This window comes from Aeromonas sp. R7-1 (genome assembly GCF_040908115.1).
Lineage (GTDB): Bacteria > Pseudomonadota > Gammaproteobacteria > Enterobacterales > Aeromonadaceae > Aeromonas > Aeromonas caviae.
On record NZ_JBFODD010000004.1, the window covers coordinates 1 to 20,966 of the forward strand.

Genomic DNA, 20,966 nt, shown 5'->3' on the forward strand with positions numbered 1-20,966 from the left:
TGCCGCCGTCCAGCTCGAACCAGACTTCGGTGCTGCTCACCTTCTTCGCCCGATGCTCGCCGTTGTAGGCGGCCGGGCTGGCCCCGGTCACCTCGATCACCGAGTCCTGCTTGTAAGCGTGGCCGCCAGAGATGGTCGCCTTGGCGGCGTTCTCGGTGGCATCCCACACCAGGCTGTTGACGGTGAGGGTGCCGAACCCGGTCACCAGCACCGCCTTGAGCAGGGCCGTCAGGGCGCCCGCTGCGGTATCCCCCAGGTTGGGGGCGCCTTGCATCTCGCTTGCGTACCACTTCACGGGAAAAGTAGCCATGGTGTTCTCCTGATTGGTTGGGGTGGGGCAGATTGCCCCACCCGGTTAACGGTTGACTTTGCCGCGCAGCTGCAGCTCGAACTTGTCGGTCTCTTGCGCCGCCACCGACTGCAGGATGGTGCGGATCACCCAGAGCGGATAGGCCGCCGCCTGAGTGGTGAAGCGCAGCACGTTGCCGCTCGACCAGCCCGCCCCCCAGCCCCGGTGATCCAGCAGGAAATAGGGCTGGCCGTTGTTGGGGTTGATGGGGGCCAGGTCAGTGTTCACGTCCCCCACCGCGATCTGGCCCACATGCTCCCCGACCAGCACAAAGGTGGTGCTGGAGTTGAAGATGATGGCCCAGCGCTCCTGCAGGGTGGCGCGGTTGGTGACCAGGATCGGGTAATCCGTGTCGTTGTACTGCGCCGTGGACTGGTCGCCGATGAGGTAGTCAGACCAGACATTGGTCCAGCTTTTCTGATCGAACAGGCCGGTATAACGCGCCCACAAGTCGCCGATGATGAGCGCGCTCGACACCAGGGTGTCGGCGGGGTCGTAGTCGTGGGACAGGGGCCTGGCCAACTGCAGGCGGCCCGAGATCTCCACGTCCGTGACCAGGCTCATGTCCTCGATGCGATGCACCACGTAGAGGGGTTCGGCGTAGCCGGTCAGGCTCAGAGGGTTGGCCAGTGTCACCACGCCGCTGTCGAGGTTGACGCTGTAGAGCGACGTGGCCAGCTGCTTGCCGTCCTTGTCCTCCACATGGGCATGGGCCAGCCGCACCCGACCGGTGTTGAGCTGCTGCCCCGCCGACACCCCCATGGGGAACGCCGCCTTGCGGGTACTGTGGATCACCACGATGTAGCCCTTGCGGATGAAGGGCACCCGACCGTCTGACGGCAGCCGCACCGGATCCAGCCCGATGACATCGGCATTGAGCGGCAGGTAGCTGAACACCACGCAGTTGAACCGGATGGTGTCGGCCACCACGCTAAGCGGCCGCCAGATCTTGTTGACCCTGGTATCCGGCCCGGTCTGCACCTCTATCACGTTGTTCTCGTCATACCAAGGCTCGGCCTCATGGCCCGCCGCCAGGATCAGCTGGCCAAAGCGCACCGTCGCCACCCCTGTCTGGTAGTTCACCCGGCCATCCATATCGGCGGTGGTGAAATAGCCATCCCCATCCGCCGTCGCCTCGATGCGCCGACCGGTGGCGGTGTTGGCGCTGATGTAGAGGCTGCCCGGGGCCACCGGGGCGCCCGGGGTGCGGAAGGTCACCATGTCCACCGACTGAACGTTAAACGAGGTGGCCAGGGACTGCAGCGACGGCTGGGCCCCCTGCCCCGCCGCCCAGTCGGCCAGCACCGCCAGCCCGTTGCTGTAGTCGATGGTGCCCGCCTGGATGCCGGCGCCGGTCTCCGGATCCGGGTCGCGGTAGAGCAGCCCCTGCCGGTCCACGTAGGTGGACCCGCCCAGGGTGAAGCGCATCGAGCCCTCCAGGATCGCCTCGGAGAATCCCGGGGTCACGTCGATGCGCAGCGCCTGGGCGGTCAGGGTCGCGTTCTGGGCCAGGGCGCTGTTGTTGTTGCGGTAGGTCACATCGACCCAGCCCCCCTCGCCATCGGGGAAGGTGTAGGCGGTGTTGACATACTGGAAGCCGGTCAGGGTCCAGCGCATGTCGGTGTACCAGGTGCCCGTCACCGGGTCCTGGTGGCTGCCCGCCGGCACCCAGGCATAGGTGGGCTCGGGCAGCAGGGCGGTGCCGTCCGGCATGAAATGCAGGGTGCCGGCGTTGTAGTCGATGGCCCCCAGCACGTTGCCGCTGGCGTCCATCAGGTTGCCCTGGCCATCGTCCTGCAGCGTGATGATGGGGTCCTTCTTCTCGATGGAGAGGATCCGCTCTGACGCCGCCACGATGGCGTACAGCGCGTTGAATTTCACCCGCACCGACCCCGGGGTGAGGTTGTGGGCGCCGCCGCCGTCGCCGTCCAGGGTGATGGAGAGGTGCCCCACCTGGCCGGGGGTCGAGAGTCGGCCCGGCTCGATGTGGCGCTCGGTCACCGGCTCGCCGTACTGGTACTGGGCCACGTACTCCTGGCCCAGCGCCGGCAGGGTGATGTGCTCCAGGTCGATGATACCCTCGGCGTAGTTGATGGTGCCGGTGATGTCGCCCCGGATCCGTCCATCCCCCACCGCATCGTTGGCAGTCTTGCCGCTGCCCCAGGTCAGGATCAGGCTCTTGGGGGTGATGCCGGTGTGGGGCAGCTGCCAGGCGCTCTTGCTGATGCTGATGGCCTGGCCGCTGCGGTTGGTGTAGTTGACCGGGGTGGCCCAGCTGAACAGGATCGCCGTGTCCACGTCCGGCAGGGCCCCCAGGGTCAGCATGACCGATCCGGTGGCGTGGTTGACCACGCCGGACCCGTAGGACCTATCCGCCCCGAACAGCTCGCCACGGCCGTTGTCTTTCAAGTCGTACCATTTGCCTTGCGCCATGTACGACACCGTCAGGGTGCCCGGTGCCGGGGTCGGCTGCAGGGTGATGGTGTAGGCATAGCCCCGGTTGTTGGCCTTGATCTCGATCTGGGCCGTGTCGGCGATGCGCGACGGGCGGGCCGCCGGCCAGAAGCTGACGGCCTTGCTCGCGGCGCCGTAGTTCGGGCACTGGGCGTTGAACTCCATCTGCCCCCGGCCGTAGTCGATGGACCCGATCACCGACCCCGCCACCACCAGTTCGCCGCCCTTGTCGGTGATAACGGCGGCGCCGATGGTGATGGTCAGGGTGCCGGGCTTCACGCCGGTGCCGAGGAACAGGCCCCGGCTCGGGGCGATGCTGACCACGGTATTGAACGTGACCAGCCCCTTGCCGGAATCCACCAGGCTGGCCAGCTCGCCGGCGGCGGTCAGGTCCACCGCCGGGGTTTCACTGCGGGCCGCCGGCACCAGCTGGGTGAAGATGGTCTTGGCACGCACCTGCATGGCGCCCAGGTTCACCGCCTCGGCCAGCTTGGTGGTGGCGAAATAGTTGGCCGCATCGGCCACCACTGTCTCGCGCAGTGCGGTCTTTAGGTTGGTCACCACGTCATAGGGGGTCGGTTGCTCCCCCTCGAAGGTGTAGCGCAGCGGGTCCGCCAGCTTGCAGGTCACCACGTTGCGCGTGAACTCGGGCACGTTGGGCACCTGGAACTTGGCCAGCTGCTGGGTCACTTCCAGCACCCGCACGTACTGCTCGAACTCCCCCGCCTTGCCCTCGTTGCCGACCAGCACCAGGGTCTCCCCCACTTCCGGCAGGCGCACTTCGACGCGCTGGAAGAAGCGGATCGCCCGCTGCCCTTCCAACTGGGTGTCGTACAGAAAGCCGCGCCACTTCGGGCCCCTGGCCAGGTAGCGCTCCAGCACGTCGCGGGCCTCGGCGCGGGTATCGTGGTGATCCCCGGTGCTCATCAGGCACAGGCCCACGCTGGGGTCACTCGGCGGCAGCAGCACAGTAGTGTTGGCGCCGTAGTAGGTGTCGGTGTTGTCGGTCTGCACCGTCAGGAACGCCTTGCGCAGGCTGACATCCCCATAGGCGCGGTCTAGATCGCTCACATCGGGAAACAGGCTGTTGTGCTCGCCGCTCACGATCTCGCGGCCGGTCACCCGGCCACCGCCATCGGGGGTGTCCGTCAGGCGCTGGCTGCCGAGCAGCTTGATGTCGCCGGAAAGAATGCTCATGAAGTCGCTCCAATCAGCAAGATGTCGAGGAAATAGAAGCTATCCCCTTGCGGGTTCGCCTCGCGCCATAACGGGGTGGCCGTCACGGCCACCGGGTCACGCCTGAAAAACACCTCGGCCACATGGCCGTTGATGTTCAGGGTCATGGTGTCGGTCTGGGGGGCCGCCTCCAGCGCCTTGAGCTGCTTGACAAAGTCCCTGGTCACCCAGACCCCGCCGTTCGAGATAGAACGCAGGGAGTAGGGGCGACCGGCCCGCCGCTGTGACTCGTTCACGACCAGGGACCCGTCCAGGGTGGTCTTGATCGACTGGGCGACCGGGGCGTAGTCGAACTCGTCCACCCATTCGAGCTGTGATGGGAGCGTCAGCCCCCCGAGCGTGATGGTCATGACCGGGTCACTCCTTTGGATTGGGCAAGCTGCCCCAGCATGGCGCGCAGGGCGGCCGCATTGGGCTGGTCGGCCCGCACCGTGGCTGACTGCGACCCCAGTTCAAGGCGGATCACCTCGGTCCTGCCGGGGGATTCGCTCGCCTGGGACGACGCTGTCGTGGTGCTGGGGGCGGGGGTGGTGCGACTGGTTGGGCTGGTCTGGTTGCTGCTGCGCTGGTTCGCCGCCTCCTGGGCCTTGGCGGCCTTCTCGGCGGCGATGTCCTGCATCTTCTTGTCGTGCAGCTGCTGGGCCAGCCTGATGGCCAGCTGGTAGTCGGCGACGGCCTTGTCGTTGTTCGCGGCCTGGGCCTCGGCCAGCTTGGCCTGCAGATCGGCCACCTGGTTCTGATAGCGGCGCTCCTCCACGGCGGCCAGGTTATCGTTGTATTGATCCAGCTCGTCCTGCAGGCTGCCCAGGGTGTCCTGGGCCGCATCAGACAGCGCCTCCATCTTCTGCTTGGCCGAATCGAGGGCAGAGCGCAGCCCAGACAGGGTGGCCTTGTCCAGGCTGCCAAAGCTCGACAGCGCCCGCTCGGCATTACCGATGAGATCCACAGTCGGGGCCTCAGCCGCCTGCAATTGCTCGGTCAGCTCCTTGACTCTGTAGAGCTGTTCGGCGATCCGCTGGTTCGTCTCGTTCGCCACCAGTTGCTGGCGTACCTGATCAGACCACCATTCATCGTTACTCTTGTGCAGATACTCACGGGAGCGCATCACGATGTTTTGATATTCGGCCTGCTTTTGCTTCAACTGGTCGAGGCTGAGACTGGCCAGATCGTTGGCGCTCACCGTCTTGTGAGCGAACTCCACCATCACCCCTGTCGCCGAACGAGTGCCCTCCTGCAGCTTCTTGATGTTCTCGGTCTGTTCCTTGTTCGACGCAGACTGATAGCGCATCGCCGCCTCGGCCTGGCTCTGCACCTCAACCGAGGCGGTGCCCAGATCCCGCAGCGCATCGGCCGTGATGAGGGCAGAGCCTCCCACGGTGTCGATATTGGTTTTCAGGGCCTTGAGCTGTTCAGTCAGCCCCAACGACATGGCTTGCGCCATCAAGGCGCCGTCACTGAACCGCTGATTGGCCTTGTCAGCCTTGAGCTGGGCCTCGGCATAGGCCAGGAAGGCGACCTTCTGGTCCTCGATCTTGCCGGACGTGCTGGCGATGGCGTTGTAGGCCTTCTTGGCCGCCTCGGCCTGCTTGTCCAGCGCGGCGGCCGAGGTGATCCCCAGGGTGGTGTAAGCGTCATTCAGATCGCTCGATGCGACCTGCTGCTTGTTCAGCTCCTTGGTGGTCTTGGTGATCTCCTGGTTGAGCTGGCCCACCGTGCGGGTGTGCTGCTCGGCCGAGATCTTGCCCGCCTGATAGGCCGCCTCGGCGGCCGCCTTCTGCTTGGTCAGCAGGTCCAGATAGGCTTGCCCGCCCACCTGGTTCTGCTCGGCCAGCTTCCTGGCGGCCTCGGCCGCCTGCCCCAGCGCTTTGACGTGAGCCTCCCCGGCAAGTTTGCCTGATGCGGCAAACTCATCGATCTCGGCGGTCAGGGCCTCCAGCTCAGCCTGGTTTTTGGCCAGGCTGAATGCCTTGTCGAACACGGCAGCGATGGCGTTGCCGTTCTCGACGCCGGCGTCCTTGAGCACCTGCAGCTTGGCGATCATCCCGTCCACCGCCTTGCCGGTGTTGCCAGAGATCTGCTCGTAATCGAGCCCCATCTCCTCGAACACGTCACGGACCGCCTTCTGGGTGTCCATCATCTGCTTTTCGCGCTTGGCCTGCTGGCGAGAGATCTCCTTGTCGGTCTCGGCGTCGATGTCGCCGGCAAGCGCCACAAAGCTGTTGAGCAGCTGGGCAGACAGCTCGCCCGACCCGGCGGCCACGCCGTCATAGTATTGCTCGACGCTCTGGCCGCTCTTGGCCAGGTACTCGGCCAGGGTGTTGAACCCTTCCGACTGGGCGGCGTAAAAGTCCTCCATGGTCTTGAAACCGCCCGCCTGGGCCGCCTCGAACTCTTCCAGGGTGGCCTTGGCCTTCTTGACCCCCTTGTCCACGCCGTTGGCCAGACCATCCCCGGCCTTGTCGCCCGCCTTCACCGCCGCATTGGCAAACTTGTTGCCGGCGTCGCCGATGTCGGCCATGTCCTCATAGAAGCTGTCCATCATGGCCCGGAACTGGGCATTGATGAGCCCGGCCCCATAGCGCATGTTGGCGGCGGCGTCCTTCATGCCGGCGGCCTCGGCCACCGTGGCCATCACCTCGACGAACTTGCCGGCGTAGGCAATGGGCGCCAGGAAGGCGGCCGCGACGGCCTTCACCGTGCCGGTGAACAGGTTCAACACGATCCGGGCGCTCTGGACCCCGATGGTGATCAGGGCCACCATGTTCTGGAACGAGGCGCCGGCATCCCGTGACCAATCGCGCACGCTCTGCGCCGACTCGCGCATCCAGTCGCTGATGCGCTGGGCGATGACCTGCAGCCGGCCATCCTCGGCCATGGCGGCCATTTCCCGGTTCAGGTCGTTCAGCATGCCCTTGAAGAAGTCCAGCACCCCGGACTGGGCGATCCTGTCCTTCAACTGGTTGACCGAGTCGCCGAACTTGGTGACCAGGGCCTCCCAGGTCTGCATCCGGCGCTCGACCACCCCGGCACCCGCTTTGCCCATGGTGTCGATCAACTGCACCATGTACTCGCGGGTCAGCTTGCCCTGCTCAGACATCTTCTGCAGGCTGGCCACGCTCTTGCCGGTGGCCTCGGACAGCAGCTGCCAGACCGGCAGGCCGTTCTCGATGAGCACATAGGCCTCTTCGGCCTGGATCCGGTTCTTGCCCCAGGACTGGGTGAGCTGGCGGATGATGGGGATCAGCGTCTCGGCGCCGCGCCCATAACGCACGTTGGCGTTGATCATCTTCTCCAGGGTGCCGTCCATCGGGTCCATGCCGTTGTTTTTCAGCATGACGAACGCTTGCAGCACATCGTCGAGGGAGGTGGGCAGCTTCTTGTTCAGCTCCACCGCCCACTTGAATGCCCCCTCTCCCTGGGCCACGTCACCATAGACGCCGATCAGCTGCTCGCGCAGCACCTCGAAGTGGCCGCCCACGGTGATGATCGACATCAGCCCCTGCCGCAGCTTGTCGAGGCCCACATAGGCACCAGCCGCCAGCAGCAGGTTGCGGGCCATGCCATTGAGGCTGCTGCCAAAGGCACCGGCCCCGTCTTTCGCCTTGTTGAGCTGCTGCTGCAGCAGGCCCAGCTGCTTCTCGTTGAGCTGGTACTGCTGGGTGGACTCGGCCACTTCCTGGGCGAGGCGCTGCTGCTCGCTGGCCAGATCCCGGGCGTTGACCCCGGCCAGTCCCAGGGTCTGGCGCAGGGCGGCCAGCTTGGCCTCGTTCTTCTCGTAGGCGATCTGGGCCTGCCCCGCGAGTTGGGCGGCCTTGCCGAGCTGTTCAGTCAGCGCCTTCTGGGGCGCGTTGGCCTGGTTCAGCTCGCGGCGCAAGTCGGCCAGCGCGGCCTGGTTGCGCTCCAGCTCCGCTTTCTGCCTGACCAGCTGGGGGGTCAGCTTGTCGTAATCCGCCAGGGACTTCTGGGTCTTGCCGAGGGCGTCCAGCTTGAGCTGGGCGGCCCCGATGGCGGTACTCAGCTCCAGCTCGGTCTTGGCCAGATCGTCGGTGGCGATCCCGGCGGCGGCCACGGCCGCCTCATGCTGCCCCAGGGCGCGGTTCAGGGACTGATAGCTGGTGCTGGCGCGGCCCGCCTCGTTAGCGGCCAGGCGGTGGGCGTCTTTCAGCTCTCGGGTGGGCTTCTTGGTGGCGTCCATCTGCGCCGACAGCGCCTTGAGACGCTTCTCTGCCCCCTCGAACTCTGCCTTGGCCAGGGCCACGTTGGTGCGCAGTTCGCCCAGCTTGAGGGCGTCGCTCTGGGCCTTCTTGAGGGTGACCAGCTCGCGGGTCATGGCGGCCGAGGCAGCACTCAGGCGCGACTGCTCCTCCCCCAGCTTGTTCATGTCGATGCCGCCGGCGCGCAGGGTGCGGCTCAGATCCTCCACCGTCCCCTCGGTGCGGGTGATGCTGGTCTTGAGGGCATCCACCTCGCTGCTGGTCTGGCGCACCGCATCTTTCAGCTCCTGGCTGGCGCCCGGGGTGGCCTTGATCTGCTCGTTGAGATCGGCCAGGGCAGCCTGGGCCTCATCGACCGCCGTCTTGAGGCTGGCGCCGTAGGCTTCCAGCTCGGTGGCCTTGGCCAGATCTTTGGTGGTGTCGCGCAAGGTTTTCAGTTCGGCACTGAGCCTGGCCGATGTCTCCCGCATCTCCTCCATGGTCTGCCCGGACTTCTTGGCCTCCGGGCTGAACAGGTCTCGACCCCGGATGATCAGGTTCACTACCTTGTCTTTGATGCTCATGCGCGCCACCCAAAAAAAAGGGGGGCCGCAGGCCCCCGGATTACATCAGTGGGGCAACCTGCCCCAGGGGTCAGGCTGCCGCATTGAACTTGAGCACTTCAAAGAACTGCGACTTGCCGGCCGGCTTGGTCACATCCGCCAGCGCCTCGCCCTTCATGGTGAAGTTGCTGAAATCGTCGGAAATGAACGAGAGGCCATCGGTCGGGGACGGCTTCCACTTCCAGACCCGCAGCGTGGACGGGCGGCCATCGGCATCGTTGACGCCGTCCATCACCAGCTTGAACTCGCGGCCGGATGCCAGCAGCGCCTGGATCTGGTAGTGGGGGGCCTTCTTGTAGTCCACCGTGATGGCCGCATCGTCCACCACGTCCACGCCGCCCTTGAAGTAGATCCCCGCCGGGGTCACTTCGTAGTTGGCGACGCCGTTGGCATCGACCTTGGGAATGACCACCGGGCTACCGCCGGCCGTGCTCACCACCACGTTGGCCGCATCGGTCATGTCGATCATGAATACGGTATCGACCAGGCTGTGCTTGGCCATGACATGGGGCTCGTCGGCCACGGCGGCCGAGGCCACGGTGGTGACACTGGCCGCCAGAGCGATGGCCAGGTTTTCGGCGCTGAACTGGGTACAGGTCAGATCCAGGGTCACCCCGGTCACCCGGTCGATGGTGTTGAGGTTGCCGCCGCCCCCCTCGTAGTTGGGCAGGGTCTTTTTCTCCAGGTTGTAGGCCAGCTTGACATCGGAACAGTTGCCCAGGCGGCGACCGTCCACAAACAGCTTGCCAGAGCCGATGAACGACTCGGTGATGTGCTCGGGATTACTCATGGTGATAGCTCCGTAAACCGCAGGGCGGCCGGTGGTTGAGGGTGCGCTGGGGGCGCGAGGGTTATTCGGTGTAGGTCAGTTTTAACGTCACATGGACCGAGCCAAACGGCAGACCCGGCTCAGGCATCACGTAGGTGGCCGATTGCATCTCTTCCAGGCTGGTGAGCAGCTTGTCACCGCTGGGGGTGACGAGCTTGTAGCCACCCTCCTCATCCAGCTCGGCCTTGGGGTAGAGCGCCGCCCGGATGTGACTGAGGGCGAGGCGCAGCAGGCCGTCCGGGTCGGATAGCCGCTCATGGTCGAACTTGATGGTGCAGCGGATGTGGATGATGTCGATCTTTCTCTTGGCCTGCTGGGTCTTGGCCTCCTCCTGGTTCGGCTCGATGGTCAGCAGCGGCCAGGTGGTGCGGTCCTCCAGGTAGAGATCGATCCAGCCGCGCTCGACCCGCTTCTCTATCTTGGCGCCATCCTTACCACGGATGGGCTGCCCCTGGGGGGTGACGGCGGGCGAGCCTGGGCCGAACTCGGCGACCAGGCGGCGCTCCAGCTCGTCGTAAATCCGCGAGGCCTTGACCTTCTGCCGCAGCTCGGCGGGGGGGATGTTGAGATCAAACACCGGCTAGTCTCCTGATGAAGGCCTCGGCCAGGGCGTCGAGATCCGGCTCGATGGCCGAGTCATCGAGGGCTGCCCGAAACAGTTGATCGACGCTGGGGCCGTGCAGCACGGCGTAACCCAGGTTGGCGGCCTCCTTCCACTCCCGTTTGTTGAAGCGGCTCTTGTCCTTGGGACGCACGGCGAGGCCGGTCACCCCGCTGCCCTTGAGCTTGAGCAAGAAGGCGCTCGGCATGGTGACGCGCTGCCCCGGTTTGACCGAGACAGACACCCCGCCCCGCACCCGGCTCCCCGAGCGGCCGCGCCGGTCTAGGCTGGCCCGGTACTCCTGGCGGGCGTCGAAGCGCGACAGCAGCACCGGCCGCCGGGTGGCGCTCAGGATCGCCGTGTCGCTGGCCGGCCCCGCCCGCTGGCTGACTTTCAGGTGGCGCAGGATGTACTCGACGGTCAGATTGACCTTGTCCTGGATCCGGCGCACCGCCTTGGTCTGGGTCGCGTCGATGGCCTCATTGACCACCGCGATGATGGCGCGCTTGACGGCGCTGGCATCGGTGGCGCCCAGTTCGCGGGCGATCAGGGCGATGTCGTCATCGTCGATGCCAAAGTCAGATCTTTGCCGCGCCATAGGTGATCATCCCCACGGCAGAGGCCATTTCATCCACGGGTTGATGCAGCTCGTAGCGCTGACCGGTCTCGGTGACCGTCAGCCGCACCCCCGAGAGATCCAGGGCGTCCACCTCTGTTTTGTGAAACTCGATCAACCAGCGGTTGGCGATCACGCCATCCGCCCGGTTGTTGTAGCGGTTGGTAAAGCCGCCATTGGCGCCACCCACATGCAGGTCGTTACTGATGATGACCATCACGGGCAGGGTATCGCCCCCGATGGCCAGGGTGGCCGCCACCCCCGCCCGGGGGACGATGTGCCCCAGGGCGCGAGCCAGCTCTGCTTCAATGCTCATTTGAGATCAGCCCTTGGCGGTGACCAGGGATTGCTTGACCAGCCAGGCGAATGTCAGCTCGCCCAGGGCCAGTTCGTCGGCCGGCTTCACGTCAAGCTCCTCGCCAGGCCGCACGGCATTGCCGTTATGCTCGCAGCGGTCCTTGGCGGGGCCTCGGAAGCCGTAGAGCACGGTGACCTCGATCAGGCCGTCATCGCGCCCCCACGGCTGGGGCTCGTCGCCGTCCGGGTCGCCTTTCTGGTCGTCTCCCCAGGGCAGGGCCTGGCCGGTGCTGGTGTATTCGAGCACGGCGCTATCCAGCATGGCCTGCAGCTCCTCGTCGGTCTTGTTCTTGATGGCGGCGCCACTGATGCCGAGGGCCGCCAGTTTCTGTTTCAGGGTCATGGTCATGGTCTCTGATGGGGTCAAAAGGGGGTGGGGCAATCTGCCCCACCCTGCGCGGATCAGCTGACGTGGCCGCGCCGCAGCATGCCGGGGCGAGTACACATCAGGTTGCGGTAGCTCATGATCTCCGACTCGACATAGGTGTCGCGATCACGGTCGGGGATGACACGGGCATAGATCGGCTTGCCGTACTGCCCCAATTCGGCAAAGGTTTCGCCAGGGCCCTGCACGTCGCGGAACACGGTGTTGCCGGCGCCGCCCGGGTAGAACTTCACCTGATCGGTTGCCAGCGCGATCTTGCCCTGGGCGTCGCGGGGGTAACGGGACCACATCACGCCGGCGAAGTAGAACGGGGTGTTGCGGGTCTCCTGGCGCAGCTCCATACCCTGCAGCTGGACCTTGAAGGTCTCGCGCACCTCGGGGTTCTTCATCAGCGCAAACCAGGCATCGTCGCCGCACTCGGCCAGGATGGTGCTGAACTGGGCGCCGGCGGCGGCATCCTCGATGGGGATGCAGATCATCTTCTCGATCAGCTCGCGCAGCTCGCCATCGGTGGCGGTGGCCAGCGGCAGGCCCACCGAGGCGGGGCGCGTCATGTCGAAGATCTCGAAGAAGTCCACCACGACGGTGCCATCGTGATCGAGCAGCAGGCCGTCGATGGCCCCCAGCGCCATGTGCTCCAGGGTGGCGTCGTGGTCGGTGATGAGCTGCTGCTGGCGCACGGCCAGCTCGACCATGGCGGCCTCGACCATCTGGTCGGGGGTGCCGAACTGGCGCAGGAACGCCAGCTCTGCCGCCATCAGCTTGGCCCCTTCCCCGATGCGGTAGGTGGACAGGCTGGTCATCGCGCCCTTGCGGAAGCGACGTTGCGGGATCGGCTCGCCGCGCTGTTGCATCGGCAGGATGTTGAAATGCCGCTCACGCACGTCCAGCACGAAATCCGGGGTGTTGATGGGCATCGGGGTGAACAGGTTGAACACCTTCTTGGGCGGGGTGTAAACCTTCTGCAAGGCCTCGCTCATGCTGGTCAGCGAAAAGCGGTCGTCCTTGAAAACGTCGATGATATTGCTCATGTCAGGCTCCGGGCTCTTGAAATGAAACTGGGGCCCGAGGCCCCAGCGAAACGCAGCAGGTGAGGCTGGGGGTTAGTCCCCCAGCTCCGCGCTCATGCTGATGTGTTTGGCGTCCAGCTGGGCCAGACCCGCTGCCTTGTTGGCGTCGGTCAGGCCGGCTTTCCAGCTCAGCTTGCTCGGCATCATCACCGAGAGCGCCTTGTTGTAGACGCACTTGGCATCTGCCGCAGTGGCATCGCGCTCGTCATAGAGCACCCCGGCCACGTTCTGGCTGCCATCGCTGGCGGCGGGATCCCACTCGACCAGTTTCTTGCTGGCGGTGATCATGCCCAGCACGGTGCCGGTGACGTACTTCTTGCCAGTCAGCAGCAGGCCGGGGGCACGGCTCAGGGCGGGGTGGACTTCAAAAATCAGGTGCTCGCCTGCGCGCACCTTGGTGTCGTATTTCATGGGGGTCGGCATGGTAGGTTCCTTTGGCGTTGCGTTTCGCGGGTCGGGTTAATTGAGCTTGAAGCCCGCCTTGTCATAGGCGGCCTGCCAAGCGTTTTTGTTCTTGTCTTTCGGGTCGGTCAGGTTGCTGTCGTGCTGACTGTCCACATGGGGGTCGTTCGCCTTGAACGCCAGCAGCGCCTTGTTCGCGGCCTCGATGCTGACCCCCTCGTCGATGAAGTGGTCGGCCATGGCGGGCAGGCCTACCGCCGCCGCAGCGGCGCGGATGGCCTTGGCCCGTTCCCGTTCGGCGGCCACCGGATCGGGGGTCGGCTCGGGCTCGGGAACCGGTTCTGGTACAGGCTCTGGCGCCGGCTCTGGCACAGGTTCAGGAGCCGGGGCGGGGTCCGGCTGGCCGGGGTCGGGATTGTCGGGACGCTCCTCAATGCTGGACGTGATGCCCTCCTGGCTGATGGCCACAAAGCCGCCGTCCATGCGCACCACCCCGATGGCCGGGTTGCTGCCCAGGGTGGCGCTGATGGTCGGGGGCAAGCCCTTGGCCATGATGGTGCGCAGGCTGGCCGCCACGGGGCCCGTGGGCAGCAGGGCGGTGGGCAGCAGCTGGGCGCCCTCGTCCTTGGCCAGGGCCTTGGCGCCCGCCTTGTCGAGCAGGGCGGTAGCCTTGACTGGCTCGTCGATCACAGCGTCGATAAAGCCGTGCTCCTTGGCCTCGGCCGCCGTCAGCCAGGTGCCATCGACCGTGCCATCCACCAGGGCGGTGATGGCCTCCTCGCTCTGGCCAGTCTTGGCGCAGTAGGCGGCAATCATCTGGCCGTCGATCTTCTCCAGCAGGTTGGCGGTGTCGCGCAGCGCCTTGACGTTGCCCCAGACGATGGTGGCCGAGCGGTGGACCATATACATGGTGTTGCTGAACGCCTCCACCCGGTCACCGGCGCAGGCGATGGACGTGGCCATGGAGCAGGCCCAGCCCTCGATGCGCATCAGCACATCGCCATCGTGCAGCTTGAAGCTGTTGACGATGGCGGTGCCGTCCACCACGTCACCGCCCAGGCTGTTGATGCGCACCAGCAGATCGGCGCCGCGCAGCTCGGTCAGGGCGTTGGCGATGGCGGTGGCGGTCACCCCGCCCCCGGTCCACCAGTTTTCCCCGATCACGTCATAGATCAGGATTTCGGCCCGGGTCTCGTCGGCGCTGGCCACGACCCGCACCGGATGCCCCGCCAGCACCTTGCCGGCGGCCTCGATTTTCTGGGCCAGGATGGTCTTTTTCATTGTGTCTTGTCCTTTATCAGGGGGGCGTCCTCATCCTCGGTCAGCATGGTGGCAACCAAGGTCTGGAACGCCCCGGCGCCATCTGTCTTGGCCGGGTTGGAATCGAGTACCAGATCGCTCGCTTGTTCTCGCCTGAGCTGGGCATCGATCTCGTCGATGTCGTAACCACGGGCCGCCACCTTGTTGTGGCGGGTCTCGGTGCCATCGCGCAGCTCCATGTGATCGGCCATAACCGCTTTGAGCCGGTCCACCTCCTCGAACTTGGGCGGGATCCATTTCGGCAGGTACGGATATGGGTTGTCCCAGAAGTCAGGCAAGTTGACCATGCCCGACATCACCGCCGCCTCGACGAACCACATGGCCACCTGTTCGCACCAGCGGGCGATCATCAGGTTCCACTGCAGGCGTTCGATGCGGCGACGAAAGTCCAGCAGGCCGGCCCGGATGGCCGACAGGCTGACCCCTTCCAGGTCCCCGGTCAGCTGCTCATAGGTCAGTCCCACCGACTTGGCCGAGGCGCGCAGCTCGGTCTTGAGCCACACCACATGGTTGGCGCCGATGTCCGGCAGGTCAGGGAATAGGATGTCCTCGTCGTCGTCCAGGTAGTGCAGCCCACCGATGCGGATCGACTCGATGGATGACCCCTCTTCGGTCTCCCCTACCTTGTCGCCGATGTCGCCGGCCTGGTCGATGATGTTGCTCTCCGTGGGCAGGGGGCCGCCCTTGCCCGTCTGGCGCTTGATGAAGCCGCCGAACAGCGCCGAGACCTTGGCCCGGCTCAGAATGGCGTCCTGCATTTCGTCCAGCTCGTAGAGCCGCACCAGGATGGCCGACAGCTCCGGCACCCCGCGCACCTGGCCGGCCTCCAGCCGCTCGAACACATGGGCCACATCAGCGGCGGGGACCCGGATCCGGTTCAGGCTGGCAAAGCCGCTGCCGGCGGCCGTGGGCTGCAGGTGGTAGAACACCCGTTCGCCAAAGCCATTGAACTGGATCCCCTGCAGGATGTTGTTCATGGGGTTGCTAAATCCCTCGTCGAGCTGGCGGGTCGAGATCACCTGCAGCCGCAGCGGCACCACCCCCTTGCTCTGCTGGGGGGAACGGAAGCGGCGGCGGGTCAGCGACTCGCCACTGACAAAGCACTCCCGGGCGACCAGCGCCTGTAGGGCGTAGAGGTTGTCGAGCCCGTCTGCATCGCAGCGCTTGATCCAGACATCCCAGAGCGACTGCAGCTCATCGGATGGCCACTTGGCGACGATGCCGTAGCCGACCATGTTGTCCACAAAGGTATTGGCGGCCGTCTTGGCGTAGGCATGGTTGCGCACCGCATTGAGGGAGCGCTGGCGCAGGGCCGACAGGGACCGGCTCATTTCGCCGTTGATGTGCCCCGACCCCAGCCCCTTGTTGCCCATCCGGTAGCCGGTGGATGCCCCCTCAAACTGCGCGCTGATACGACTGCCCGGGCTGACCCCGCCATTGACCCGGCTGCGGGGGCTGATGGTTCTAATGCGCATCAGACCCCCTTGCCAGTCAGCAGGTAAACCCGGCGCCGGCGCGGCGCCAGTTCGGTCAGGATCTCCTGCTCGAACCGCCGCAGGTCGTTCATGGTGACCTCTGAATACTTGATGCGGGTCCCGCCGTGCTGGAACTCGCCGACCCGGTCACCCTGGGCCAGCTTGAGCATGGCCGCCCGGATGTTGGCGAGATCGGTTGTGGTGTAGGCCATGGTGTACTCCTTAGATGCCACCGGTGACCCGGCCTGCTTTGCTGCGCTTGCGGGCGGCGACGGGTTTGCCCTGGATAGCCCGCTTCATCGACTCGGCGACTTCGGCCAGGTTCAGGGCGAACGACTGCTTGGCCAGCCGGATCATGGCGAGGTTCCCCACCAGGCAATCCAGCCCCTCGTCGCCGTCAGAGGTTCGTTTCTTGTAGACGTACTGGGTCTTGCGGCCCGTGGTCTCCAGCACCCTGATGGTGTTGGTGGCCTGCTTGGCCCACTTCTCATCGCACCAGGGTGCCGTGGGCAGATGGATGTAACCGGGCTGCGGCCCCTCGCTGCGGGGCTGCTTGTAGCGCGACAGCAGGGTCTCTTTCGCGCTGTCGGTGCCGATGTGGCACAGCCAGGTGCCGATGTTCTTGCCCTTGGTGGTCTTGTGGTAGTTGGCCACCGGGTCGCCGTACACGCTGGAGCCCTTGCAGGGGATCACCTGATGGGGCGCGAACCGGTCGGCAAAGGCGATCACCTCGTCCCAGTTATGGCCCCCGGTGTCCACCCCCATGCGGCTGATGCGCAGCTCCACCCCGCTCTCGTGCAGCCAGGGGCGACGCAGATATTTTTCAAGCGTGTTCCACACCTCGGGCTGACTGGGGTCGCCAGGATGCACCACATGCTCCAGCACCCACTCCTCCTCGCCGAGGCCGTGGGCCACCACCGTGGTCTCCAGGCGGCTGCCGGTCTGCACGTCGGTGAAGCTGGTGAGGTAGAGCCCACCCGCCGGCACCGGCGCCATCCAGCGCGGCTCGCGCCGGTCGAGCAGGATCTGGTAGTCGAACCGCTCCCCACCGGCCGGGGTGTAGTCCACCCCGAGATCGGTGTTGAAAAAGGTCTGCCGCTCCAGCGGGTCGTCCTTGCTGTCGTACCAGCGCTGAACCATGTTCGACCAGGGATCCCGGGTCGAGAGGTAGCCAGGCACATAGAAGCAGATCCGCCGCGCCCGGATCTGGGTGCCGGCGGCGTCGAAGTAGTCCAGGCCGGTGCGGGTCCAGACGCCGCTGTCCGGGTCCTTCCAGATCCCCTCCCTGGCCAGCTCCAGGTAATCGGCGTGGGTGAAGCTGTCGCCGCAGGCGCGGCACTGATAGCGCACCGTCTCCGGGTCGCTGTTATCCCACTTGAACCCGTGGCTGGCCTCCTTGCTGGTCCATTCCAGGTGCTGTTCTTCCCCGCAGTGGGGGCAGGGCAGATGGAACCGCAGGTGGTGATTGGCCTTCTTGGCCAGCCGCTCGATGTGGCTCTCCCCTACCTTGGTGGGGGTGGTGCCGAGGATCTTTTTCGGCCAGGCCGAGCCGTTGGTGCGCTTGAACATCAGCGGCCAGGGGCTGCCCTCTTTGCCGCTCTTGCCCTGCAGGTTGCTGACGAACGCATTGATCTCGTCGCCGATGGCCACGTCCACCGAGTCGCCCCGGTAGTTGCCCGCCGACTGGCCGCCCTGGCAGCGCAGGGTGGCGCCGATGAAGGTCTTGAGGTTGACCGTGTTGCCCGGCCCCTTCTTGCCCACGCTGGGGAAAATGGGGTGCAGTGCCTTGCAGTCGCGCAGGGCGTGATCCAGCTCGGTGGCCACGAACTTCTCGATGGCCTTGTCATCCTCCCGCCAGAACCCCACGTTGCGGCGCTTGTGCTCGATGAGGTAAAACATGGCCGCCAGCAACATCTTGGTGTAACCGATGCGGGCGCCCTTGTAGAGGTAGATCTCATGCACATCGTCGCAGCCCATGGCGTTGAGCACGGCGACCTGGAAGGGGTCCGTTTCCCACGGACCAGAGGTATAGGACGACTCCGGCGACAGCCAGAAATGCTGATCGGCCCACTCCACCGCCGTGATGGGCGGCTTGCTGGTCAGCTGGGCCAGGATCTGGCGAACGTTGCGGCGAACGGTCTTGAGGCTTATCGAGGGGGCGCAACTCATTCGTCCTCCTCGTCGTCCTCCGGCTCAAAGTCAGTCAGGTCGATGTCGATGCCTGCAATGCTGTTCTTGAGGGCCACGATCTCTTTATTGATGACGTTCAGCACCCGCTCCGACATGTCAGGGCTGGCCAGCTTGGCCTTTTGCAGCATGCTGTCGCAACGGGCGCCTATCTGCTCGACCACCTTCACCAGCGCATCGGTGAGCAGCCAGACCGGCACGTTCTCCTTGCGCATGGCCTTGAGCCGTTCCTTGATGATCTCGTTATTGAGCGCCTTGCGCTCTCGGTCCAGCTCGCTGCTTCCCGACTCGTCAGGGTCGCTGCCGCCCTCTTCCAGGGAGCGGCCCGCCTTGAGATAGGTGATGTACTCCTGCACCGCCTTCTGCAGGTTCATGCCGCCCTTGCCGTTGGCCTTGTGCATGTAACCGTTGCTCTGCAGGTTGCGGATCTGGCGGGTGGTGAGACCGATAAAATCGGCGACCTCTTGCTGGGTGGCCATGTCGTGTCTCCTTGCAATGGTGTGGGCCCGGCATCTTTGCGGGTGAACCAGAAAGAGCGGGTAGGCCTACCGTTTCCAGGCCCACGCCATTGCAGTGGAAGGGGGTGGGGCAATCTGCCCCACTCGGTCAGTCGTGTCTGTCGGTCACCACGTCAGCCCCCTGGGTGTGCCCGTGCGGGCAGCCATTGACGCCGTGGTGCAGCGGAAAGTGCCGACCGCACTCCAGGCACTCAAAATGGGTGCCTTCGTTGGCAATCTGGGCGCGGGCCGCATAGACCATGTGCTCGAACGCCTCGGTCAGGCAGGCCTTGGCCCTGACCAGTGCCTCGCTGTGCTGGGTGACGCCATCGAGGTGCTGCAGCAGGTCATTGACCTGTTGCTCGGCCTGCAGGATGTGCTGATAGGTGCTCATTGCGTGGTCTCCAGCTTGCTGACGCGCCGGTCCAGGTCCCGGGTCTCGTTGGCCAGCGCCTGGATCGCCATGCCGTTGTTCTTGGCCAGCTCCTGCTGGTCCTTCTCGACCCCCTTGATGCGCTCCTCATGGCTGGCGATCTGCACCTGGGTGTTGCTCGCGGCCTTGGTCAGATCCTTGATGGACGTGACCATTTCATTGCCCTGCCACACCAGCACCCCCTGCAGCGACACAAACAGCCAGGCGATAATCCGGGGATAATGCGTGTTGATGCTCATGGGCTGCCTCCTTGTCGGTGGGTCCACTGCCGCACGGCGCGCTTGTCGCCGTTGCACTGGCCGATGGCCTGATAAAGCTGCTCGACGTGGTTGCGCAGATCGCGGTTTTGCTCAATCGGGCGGCTGGGTTCCGGCAGCGGGGTGGGCAGCAGGTTGACCAGGGGCGGCGTCAGCACCACCGTCTCGGTCTTGGTCACGATAATGGGCTCGGGCGTCGCTGAGCAGCCGGCTAACGCCAGCAGGCACAGGCTGATCAGCCCAGGCCTTAACATCCGGGTTCTCATGTTCCAGTTGCTCCTGTTTGGCCAGCAAATCGGTATAGGCCGCGCTCATGGCCTGATGTCGTCGTTCAGCCTCAAGCTGGGCGAGCCGTTCCTCCTCCAGGGCGCTGGCCAGGTGCTGGCGCGCCACCTTCTCGCTGGTCAGGGCCGCGCCGGTCGCCTGCAGCGCCAGCTGGTTGGTGGTCAGCTCGCGGGTCAGGCCATCCACCCGTTCGGCTTGCTGGTTCTCCAGCAGCCAGCGCTCGGTCACCTTGCCGGCCATGACAACGGCCGCCACCGCCAACAGCAGCAGACCGGCCGGCAGCGTCCAGCTCGGTAAGCCGGGGAATTTCATCGGGGTCATAGGAGCAGCCTCTTGTAGATGCGCCGGATGGCCGGGGCATAGCCCTGGGTCTCCTTGGCGTGGCGGCCGGTGACCTGCGGCAGGCAGGCCATGATCGCCTCGTAGAGGAGCGGGCCGCCGCACAGCTTCTGCGCCTTGATGATGTTGCCGGCGCCGCCGTTGTAGCTGGCCATGGCCAGGTTGTGGCGGTCCTCCTCCGGGCGGGGGGAACGCCAGAACTGGCGCTGCTTGGCCATGTACCAGGCGCCGGCCTGGATGGCCTGCCCCTCGTCGTGGGGGCCAAGGTGAGTGCCGCTGAACGCCTGCCACTCCCGCCAGGTGGGCGGCATGAACTGGGCCAGACCACGGGCGCCCACCGGGCTGACTGCGCCGGGCTTGAGCTGGCTCTCCTGGATCAGCTGGGCCTTGTAGAGGCGCCAGTCAACCATCGGCAACCAGTCGCGGGCCGCGCCCCGGATCTGCAGGTCGTAGCGGTCAGGCCAGGGTGCCGACCAGCACGAAAGCGACCACCACAAGGCGCACAGACAGATAAATGCTTTGCGAGCGGGCATCGGCTTTCTCCCACCAGTTGGTCAGATCCGTGTCGCCCACGCTGTCGATCTTGCTTATCAGCCAGAACAGCAGGGGCAGCATGATGGCGAGGCGCAGCCCGGCAGAAAACACCTGCATAATGATCAGGATGATGTCGCTGGGGGTGAACGCCTGCCAGAGGAGGGTAAAGAAGTCGGGGGTTTGCATGGCAGCCTCCGGGCATAAAAAAAGGCCCGCGAGGGGCCTGTCAGGGTGTTTTCATGTGAGCATGTGGACGTAAAACGCCTACCGTAGCGAAACTGTAGCGCGGCTGCCGCCCAATTTCAATACGTTGATATTCAATTTTCAATATTTTGTTATTTTGCGAAATAATCCTCGTACTCTGATGAGCGCACCCTGATGTGTCGCAGCTCCACCTCCCTGAGCGCCCTGAGATCCCCCGGCTTCTCGATTGCCACCCGCTGGCAATGGGTCAGCTCGGCGCGGGCCTTCTTCAACTGTCTCGCCAGCTGCTTGCACTTGTTGATCTTGTCGTTGCTCATCGA

General features: G+C 65.2%; 22 protein-coding genes and 1 pseudogene. 1 reads left to right on the plus strand and 22 read right to left on the minus strand.

Going from position 1 to position 20,966, the window contains the following annotated elements:
• From AB5Y51_RS00205 to lysC, 19 genes and pseudogenes are all read right to left on the minus strand, one after another.
• Nucleotides 1-310: pseudogene (locus AB5Y51_RS00205) on the minus strand (hypothetical protein); the annotation flags it as partial.
• A gap of 45 nt (nucleotides 311-355) precedes the next feature.
• Nucleotides 356-4,000 carry a curculin (mannose-binding) lectin protein gene (locus AB5Y51_RS00210; protein ID WP_368177840.1) on the minus strand — a complete coding sequence of 1,215 codons (3,645 nt, stop codon included), beginning with the start codon at nucleotides 3,998-4,000 and terminating at the stop codon, nucleotides 356-358.
• Nucleotides 3,997-4,389: a hypothetical protein gene (locus AB5Y51_RS00215; protein ID WP_368177841.1), complete on the minus strand. Its 393-nt coding sequence runs from the start codon at nucleotides 4,387-4,389 to the stop codon at nucleotides 3,997-3,999. The genes AB5Y51_RS00210 and AB5Y51_RS00215 overlap by 4 nt, the downstream gene beginning before the upstream one ends.
• Nucleotides 4,386-8,816, minus strand: a complete 4,431-nt coding sequence (locus AB5Y51_RS00220) for a tape measure protein (protein WP_368177842.1) — start codon at nucleotides 8,814-8,816, stop codon at nucleotides 4,386-4,388. The genes AB5Y51_RS00215 and AB5Y51_RS00220 overlap by 4 nt, the downstream gene beginning before the upstream one ends.
• Before the next feature lie 70 nt (nucleotides 8,817-8,886).
• On the minus strand, nucleotides 8,887-9,645 hold the full coding sequence (locus AB5Y51_RS00225; protein WP_368177843.1) for a hypothetical protein: 759 nt from the start codon (nucleotides 9,643-9,645) through the stop codon (nucleotides 8,887-8,889).
• Nucleotides 9,646-9,706: 61 nt separating this feature from the next.
• On the minus strand, nucleotides 9,707-10,261 hold the full coding sequence (locus tag AB5Y51_RS00230; RefSeq protein ID WP_368177844.1) for a hypothetical protein: 555 nt from the start codon (nucleotides 10,259-10,261) through the stop codon (nucleotides 9,707-9,709).
• Nucleotides 10,254-10,883: a phage tail protein gene (locus tag AB5Y51_RS00235; protein WP_368177845.1), complete on the minus strand. Its 630-nt coding sequence runs from the start codon at nucleotides 10,881-10,883 to the stop codon at nucleotides 10,254-10,256. The genes AB5Y51_RS00230 and AB5Y51_RS00235 overlap by 8 nt, the downstream gene beginning before the upstream one ends.
• Nucleotides 10,864-11,217: a hypothetical protein gene (locus AB5Y51_RS00240; protein ID WP_368177846.1), complete on the minus strand. Its 354-nt coding sequence runs from the start codon at nucleotides 11,215-11,217 to the stop codon at nucleotides 10,864-10,866. Before AB5Y51_RS00240 ends, AB5Y51_RS00235 begins: the two co-directional genes overlap by 20 nt.
• Nucleotides 11,218-11,223: 6 nt before the next feature.
• A complete protein-coding gene (locus AB5Y51_RS00245; protein ID WP_368177847.1) occupies nucleotides 11,224-11,601 on the minus strand; it encodes a hypothetical protein in 378 nt (125 codons plus the stop codon).
• Between the two features lie 59 nt (nucleotides 11,602-11,660).
• On the minus strand, nucleotides 11,661-12,674 hold the full coding sequence (locus tag AB5Y51_RS00250; RefSeq protein WP_368177848.1) for a major capsid protein: 1,014 nt from the start codon (nucleotides 12,672-12,674) through the stop codon (nucleotides 11,661-11,663).
• A gap of 72 nt (nucleotides 12,675-12,746) precedes the next feature.
• Complete coding sequence (locus AB5Y51_RS00255; RefSeq protein ID WP_368177849.1) at nucleotides 12,747-13,136, minus strand: head decoration protein; 390 nt, start codon at nucleotides 13,134-13,136, stop codon at nucleotides 12,747-12,749.
• Nucleotides 13,137-13,172: 36 nt separating this feature from the next.
• Entirely contained in the window at nucleotides 13,173-14,396 is a 1,224-nt protein-coding gene (locus AB5Y51_RS00260) for a head maturation protease, ClpP-related (protein ID WP_368177850.1), read from the minus strand.
• Entirely contained in the window at nucleotides 14,393-15,910 is a 1,518-nt protein-coding gene (locus AB5Y51_RS00265; protein ID WP_368177851.1) for a phage portal protein, read from the minus strand. Before AB5Y51_RS00265 ends, AB5Y51_RS00260 begins: the two co-directional genes overlap by 4 nt.
• The gene (gene gpW / locus AB5Y51_RS00270; protein ID WP_368177852.1) at nucleotides 15,910-16,122 is read right to left on the minus strand and encodes a gpW family head-tail joining protein; all 213 of its coding nucleotides are present in this window, start codon (nucleotides 16,120-16,122) and stop codon (nucleotides 15,910-15,912) included. The genes AB5Y51_RS00265 and gpW overlap by 1 nt, the downstream gene beginning before the upstream one ends.
• A 10-nt stretch (nucleotides 16,123-16,132) precedes the next feature.
• Complete coding sequence (locus AB5Y51_RS00275) at nucleotides 16,133-18,079, minus strand: terminase gpA endonuclease subunit (RefSeq protein ID WP_368177853.1); 1,947 nt, start codon at nucleotides 18,077-18,079, stop codon at nucleotides 16,133-16,135.
• Complete coding sequence (locus AB5Y51_RS00280; protein WP_368177854.1) at nucleotides 18,076-18,576, minus strand: hypothetical protein; 501 nt, start codon at nucleotides 18,574-18,576, stop codon at nucleotides 18,076-18,078. Before AB5Y51_RS00280 ends, AB5Y51_RS00275 begins: the two co-directional genes overlap by 4 nt.
• Nucleotides 18,577-18,703: 127 nt before the next feature.
• Nucleotides 18,704-18,988 (minus strand): hypothetical protein, encoded by a 285-nt coding sequence (locus AB5Y51_RS00285; RefSeq protein ID WP_368177855.1) that lies wholly within the window; start codon nucleotides 18,986-18,988, stop codon nucleotides 18,704-18,706.
• Entirely contained in the window at nucleotides 18,985-19,266 is a 282-nt protein-coding gene (locus AB5Y51_RS00290) for a hypothetical protein (protein ID WP_368177856.1), read from the minus strand. Before AB5Y51_RS00290 ends, AB5Y51_RS00285 begins: the two co-directional genes overlap by 4 nt.
• On the minus strand, nucleotides 19,263-19,550 hold the full coding sequence (gene lysC, locus AB5Y51_RS00295; RefSeq protein ID WP_368177857.1) for an Rz1-like lysis system protein LysC: 288 nt from the start codon (nucleotides 19,548-19,550) through the stop codon (nucleotides 19,263-19,265). Before lysC ends, AB5Y51_RS00290 begins: the two co-directional genes overlap by 4 nt.
• Between lysC and AB5Y51_RS00300 the strand changes: the two genes are divergently transcribed.
• Nucleotides 19,549-19,866 (plus strand): hypothetical protein, encoded by a 318-nt coding sequence (locus tag AB5Y51_RS00300; RefSeq protein ID WP_368177858.1) that lies wholly within the window; start codon nucleotides 19,549-19,551, stop codon nucleotides 19,864-19,866. The two genes, lysC and AB5Y51_RS00300, sit on opposite strands and share 2 nt — an antisense overlap.
• Before the next feature lie 20 nt (nucleotides 19,867-19,886).
• Here AB5Y51_RS00300 and AB5Y51_RS00305 read toward each other — a convergent pair whose 3' ends face one another.
• The 3 genes from AB5Y51_RS00305 to AB5Y51_RS00315 form a co-directional block, all read right to left on the minus strand.
• The gene (locus AB5Y51_RS00305) at nucleotides 19,887-20,318 is read right to left on the minus strand and encodes a transglycosylase SLT domain-containing protein (RefSeq protein ID WP_368177859.1); all 432 of its coding nucleotides are present in this window, start codon (nucleotides 20,316-20,318) and stop codon (nucleotides 19,887-19,889) included.
• 46 nt (nucleotides 20,319-20,364) lie between these two features.
• Nucleotides 20,365-20,628, minus strand: coding sequence for a hypothetical protein (locus AB5Y51_RS00310; protein ID WP_368177860.1), 264 nt, complete (start codon nucleotides 20,626-20,628; stop codon nucleotides 20,365-20,367).
• A 149-nt stretch (nucleotides 20,629-20,777) separates the two neighbouring features.
• The gene (locus AB5Y51_RS00315; RefSeq protein WP_368177861.1) at nucleotides 20,778-20,963 is read right to left on the minus strand and encodes a hypothetical protein; all 186 of its coding nucleotides are present in this window, start codon (nucleotides 20,961-20,963) and stop codon (nucleotides 20,778-20,780) included.
• Between the last annotated feature and the right edge of the window lie 3 nt (nucleotides 20,964-20,966).

Coding starts and splice junctions, on each gene's coding strand:
- AB5Y51_RS00210 (WP_368177840.1), bottom strand. CDS start 4,000: ATGAGCATTCTTTCCGGCGACATCAAGCTGCTCGGCAGCCAGCGCCTG.
- AB5Y51_RS00215 (WP_368177841.1), bottom strand. CDS start 4,389: ATGACCATCACGCTCGGGGGGCTGACGCTCCCATCACAGCTCGAATGG.
- AB5Y51_RS00220 (WP_368177842.1), bottom strand. CDS start 8,816: ATGAGCATCAAAGACAAGGTAGTGAACCTGATCATCCGGGGTCGAGAC.
- AB5Y51_RS00225 (WP_368177843.1), bottom strand. CDS start 9,645: ATGAGTAATCCCGAGCACATCACCGAGTCGTTCATCGGCTCTGGCAAG.
- AB5Y51_RS00235 (WP_368177845.1), bottom strand. CDS start 10,883: ATGGCGCGGCAAAGATCTGACTTTGGCATCGACGATGACGACATCGCC.
- AB5Y51_RS00240 (WP_368177846.1), bottom strand. CDS start 11,217: ATGAGCATTGAAGCAGAGCTGGCTCGCGCCCTGGGGCACATCGTCCCC.
- AB5Y51_RS00245 (WP_368177847.1), bottom strand. CDS start 11,601: ATGACCCTGAAACAGAAACTGGCGGCCCTCGGCATCAGTGGCGCCGCC.
- AB5Y51_RS00250 (WP_368177848.1), bottom strand. CDS start 12,674: ATGAGCAATATCATCGACGTTTTCAAGGACGACCGCTTTTCGCTGACC.
- AB5Y51_RS00255 (WP_368177849.1), bottom strand. CDS start 13,136: ATGCCGACCCCCATGAAATACGACACCAAGGTGCGCGCAGGCGAGCAC.
- AB5Y51_RS00260 (WP_368177850.1), bottom strand. CDS start 14,396: ATGAAAAAGACCATCCTGGCCCAGAAAATCGAGGCCGCCGGCAAGGTG.
- AB5Y51_RS00265 (WP_368177851.1), bottom strand. CDS start 15,910: ATGCGCATTAGAACCATCAGCCCCCGCAGCCGGGTCAATGGCGGGGTC.
- gpW (WP_368177852.1), bottom strand. CDS start 16,122: ATGGCCTACACCACAACCGATCTCGCCAACATCCGGGCGGCCATGCTC.
- AB5Y51_RS00275 (WP_368177853.1), bottom strand. CDS start 18,079: ATGAGTTGCGCCCCCTCGATAAGCCTCAAGACCGTTCGCCGCAACGTT.
- AB5Y51_RS00280 (WP_368177854.1), bottom strand. CDS start 18,576: ATGGCCACCCAGCAAGAGGTCGCCGATTTTATCGGTCTCACCACCCGC.
- AB5Y51_RS00285 (WP_368177855.1), bottom strand. CDS start 18,988: ATGAGCACCTATCAGCACATCCTGCAGGCCGAGCAACAGGTCAATGAC.
- AB5Y51_RS00290 (WP_368177856.1), bottom strand. CDS start 19,266: ATGAGCATCAACACGCATTATCCCCGGATTATCGCCTGGCTGTTTGTG.
- AB5Y51_RS00300 (WP_368177858.1), top strand. CDS start 19,549: ATGTTCCAGTTGCTCCTGTTTGGCCAGCAAATCGGTATAGGCCGCGCT.
- lysC (WP_368177857.1), bottom strand. CDS start 19,550: ATGAGAACCCGGATGTTAAGGCCTGGGCTGATCAGCCTGTGCCTGCTG.
- AB5Y51_RS00305 (WP_368177859.1), bottom strand. CDS start 20,318: ATGGTTGACTGGCGCCTCTACAAGGCCCAGCTGATCCAGGAGAGCCAG.
- AB5Y51_RS00310 (WP_368177860.1), bottom strand. CDS start 20,628: ATGCAAACCCCCGACTTCTTTACCCTCCTCTGGCAGGCGTTCACCCCC.
- AB5Y51_RS00315 (WP_368177861.1), bottom strand. CDS start 20,963: ATGAGCAACGACAAGATCAACAAGTGCAAGCAGCTGGCGAGACAGTTG.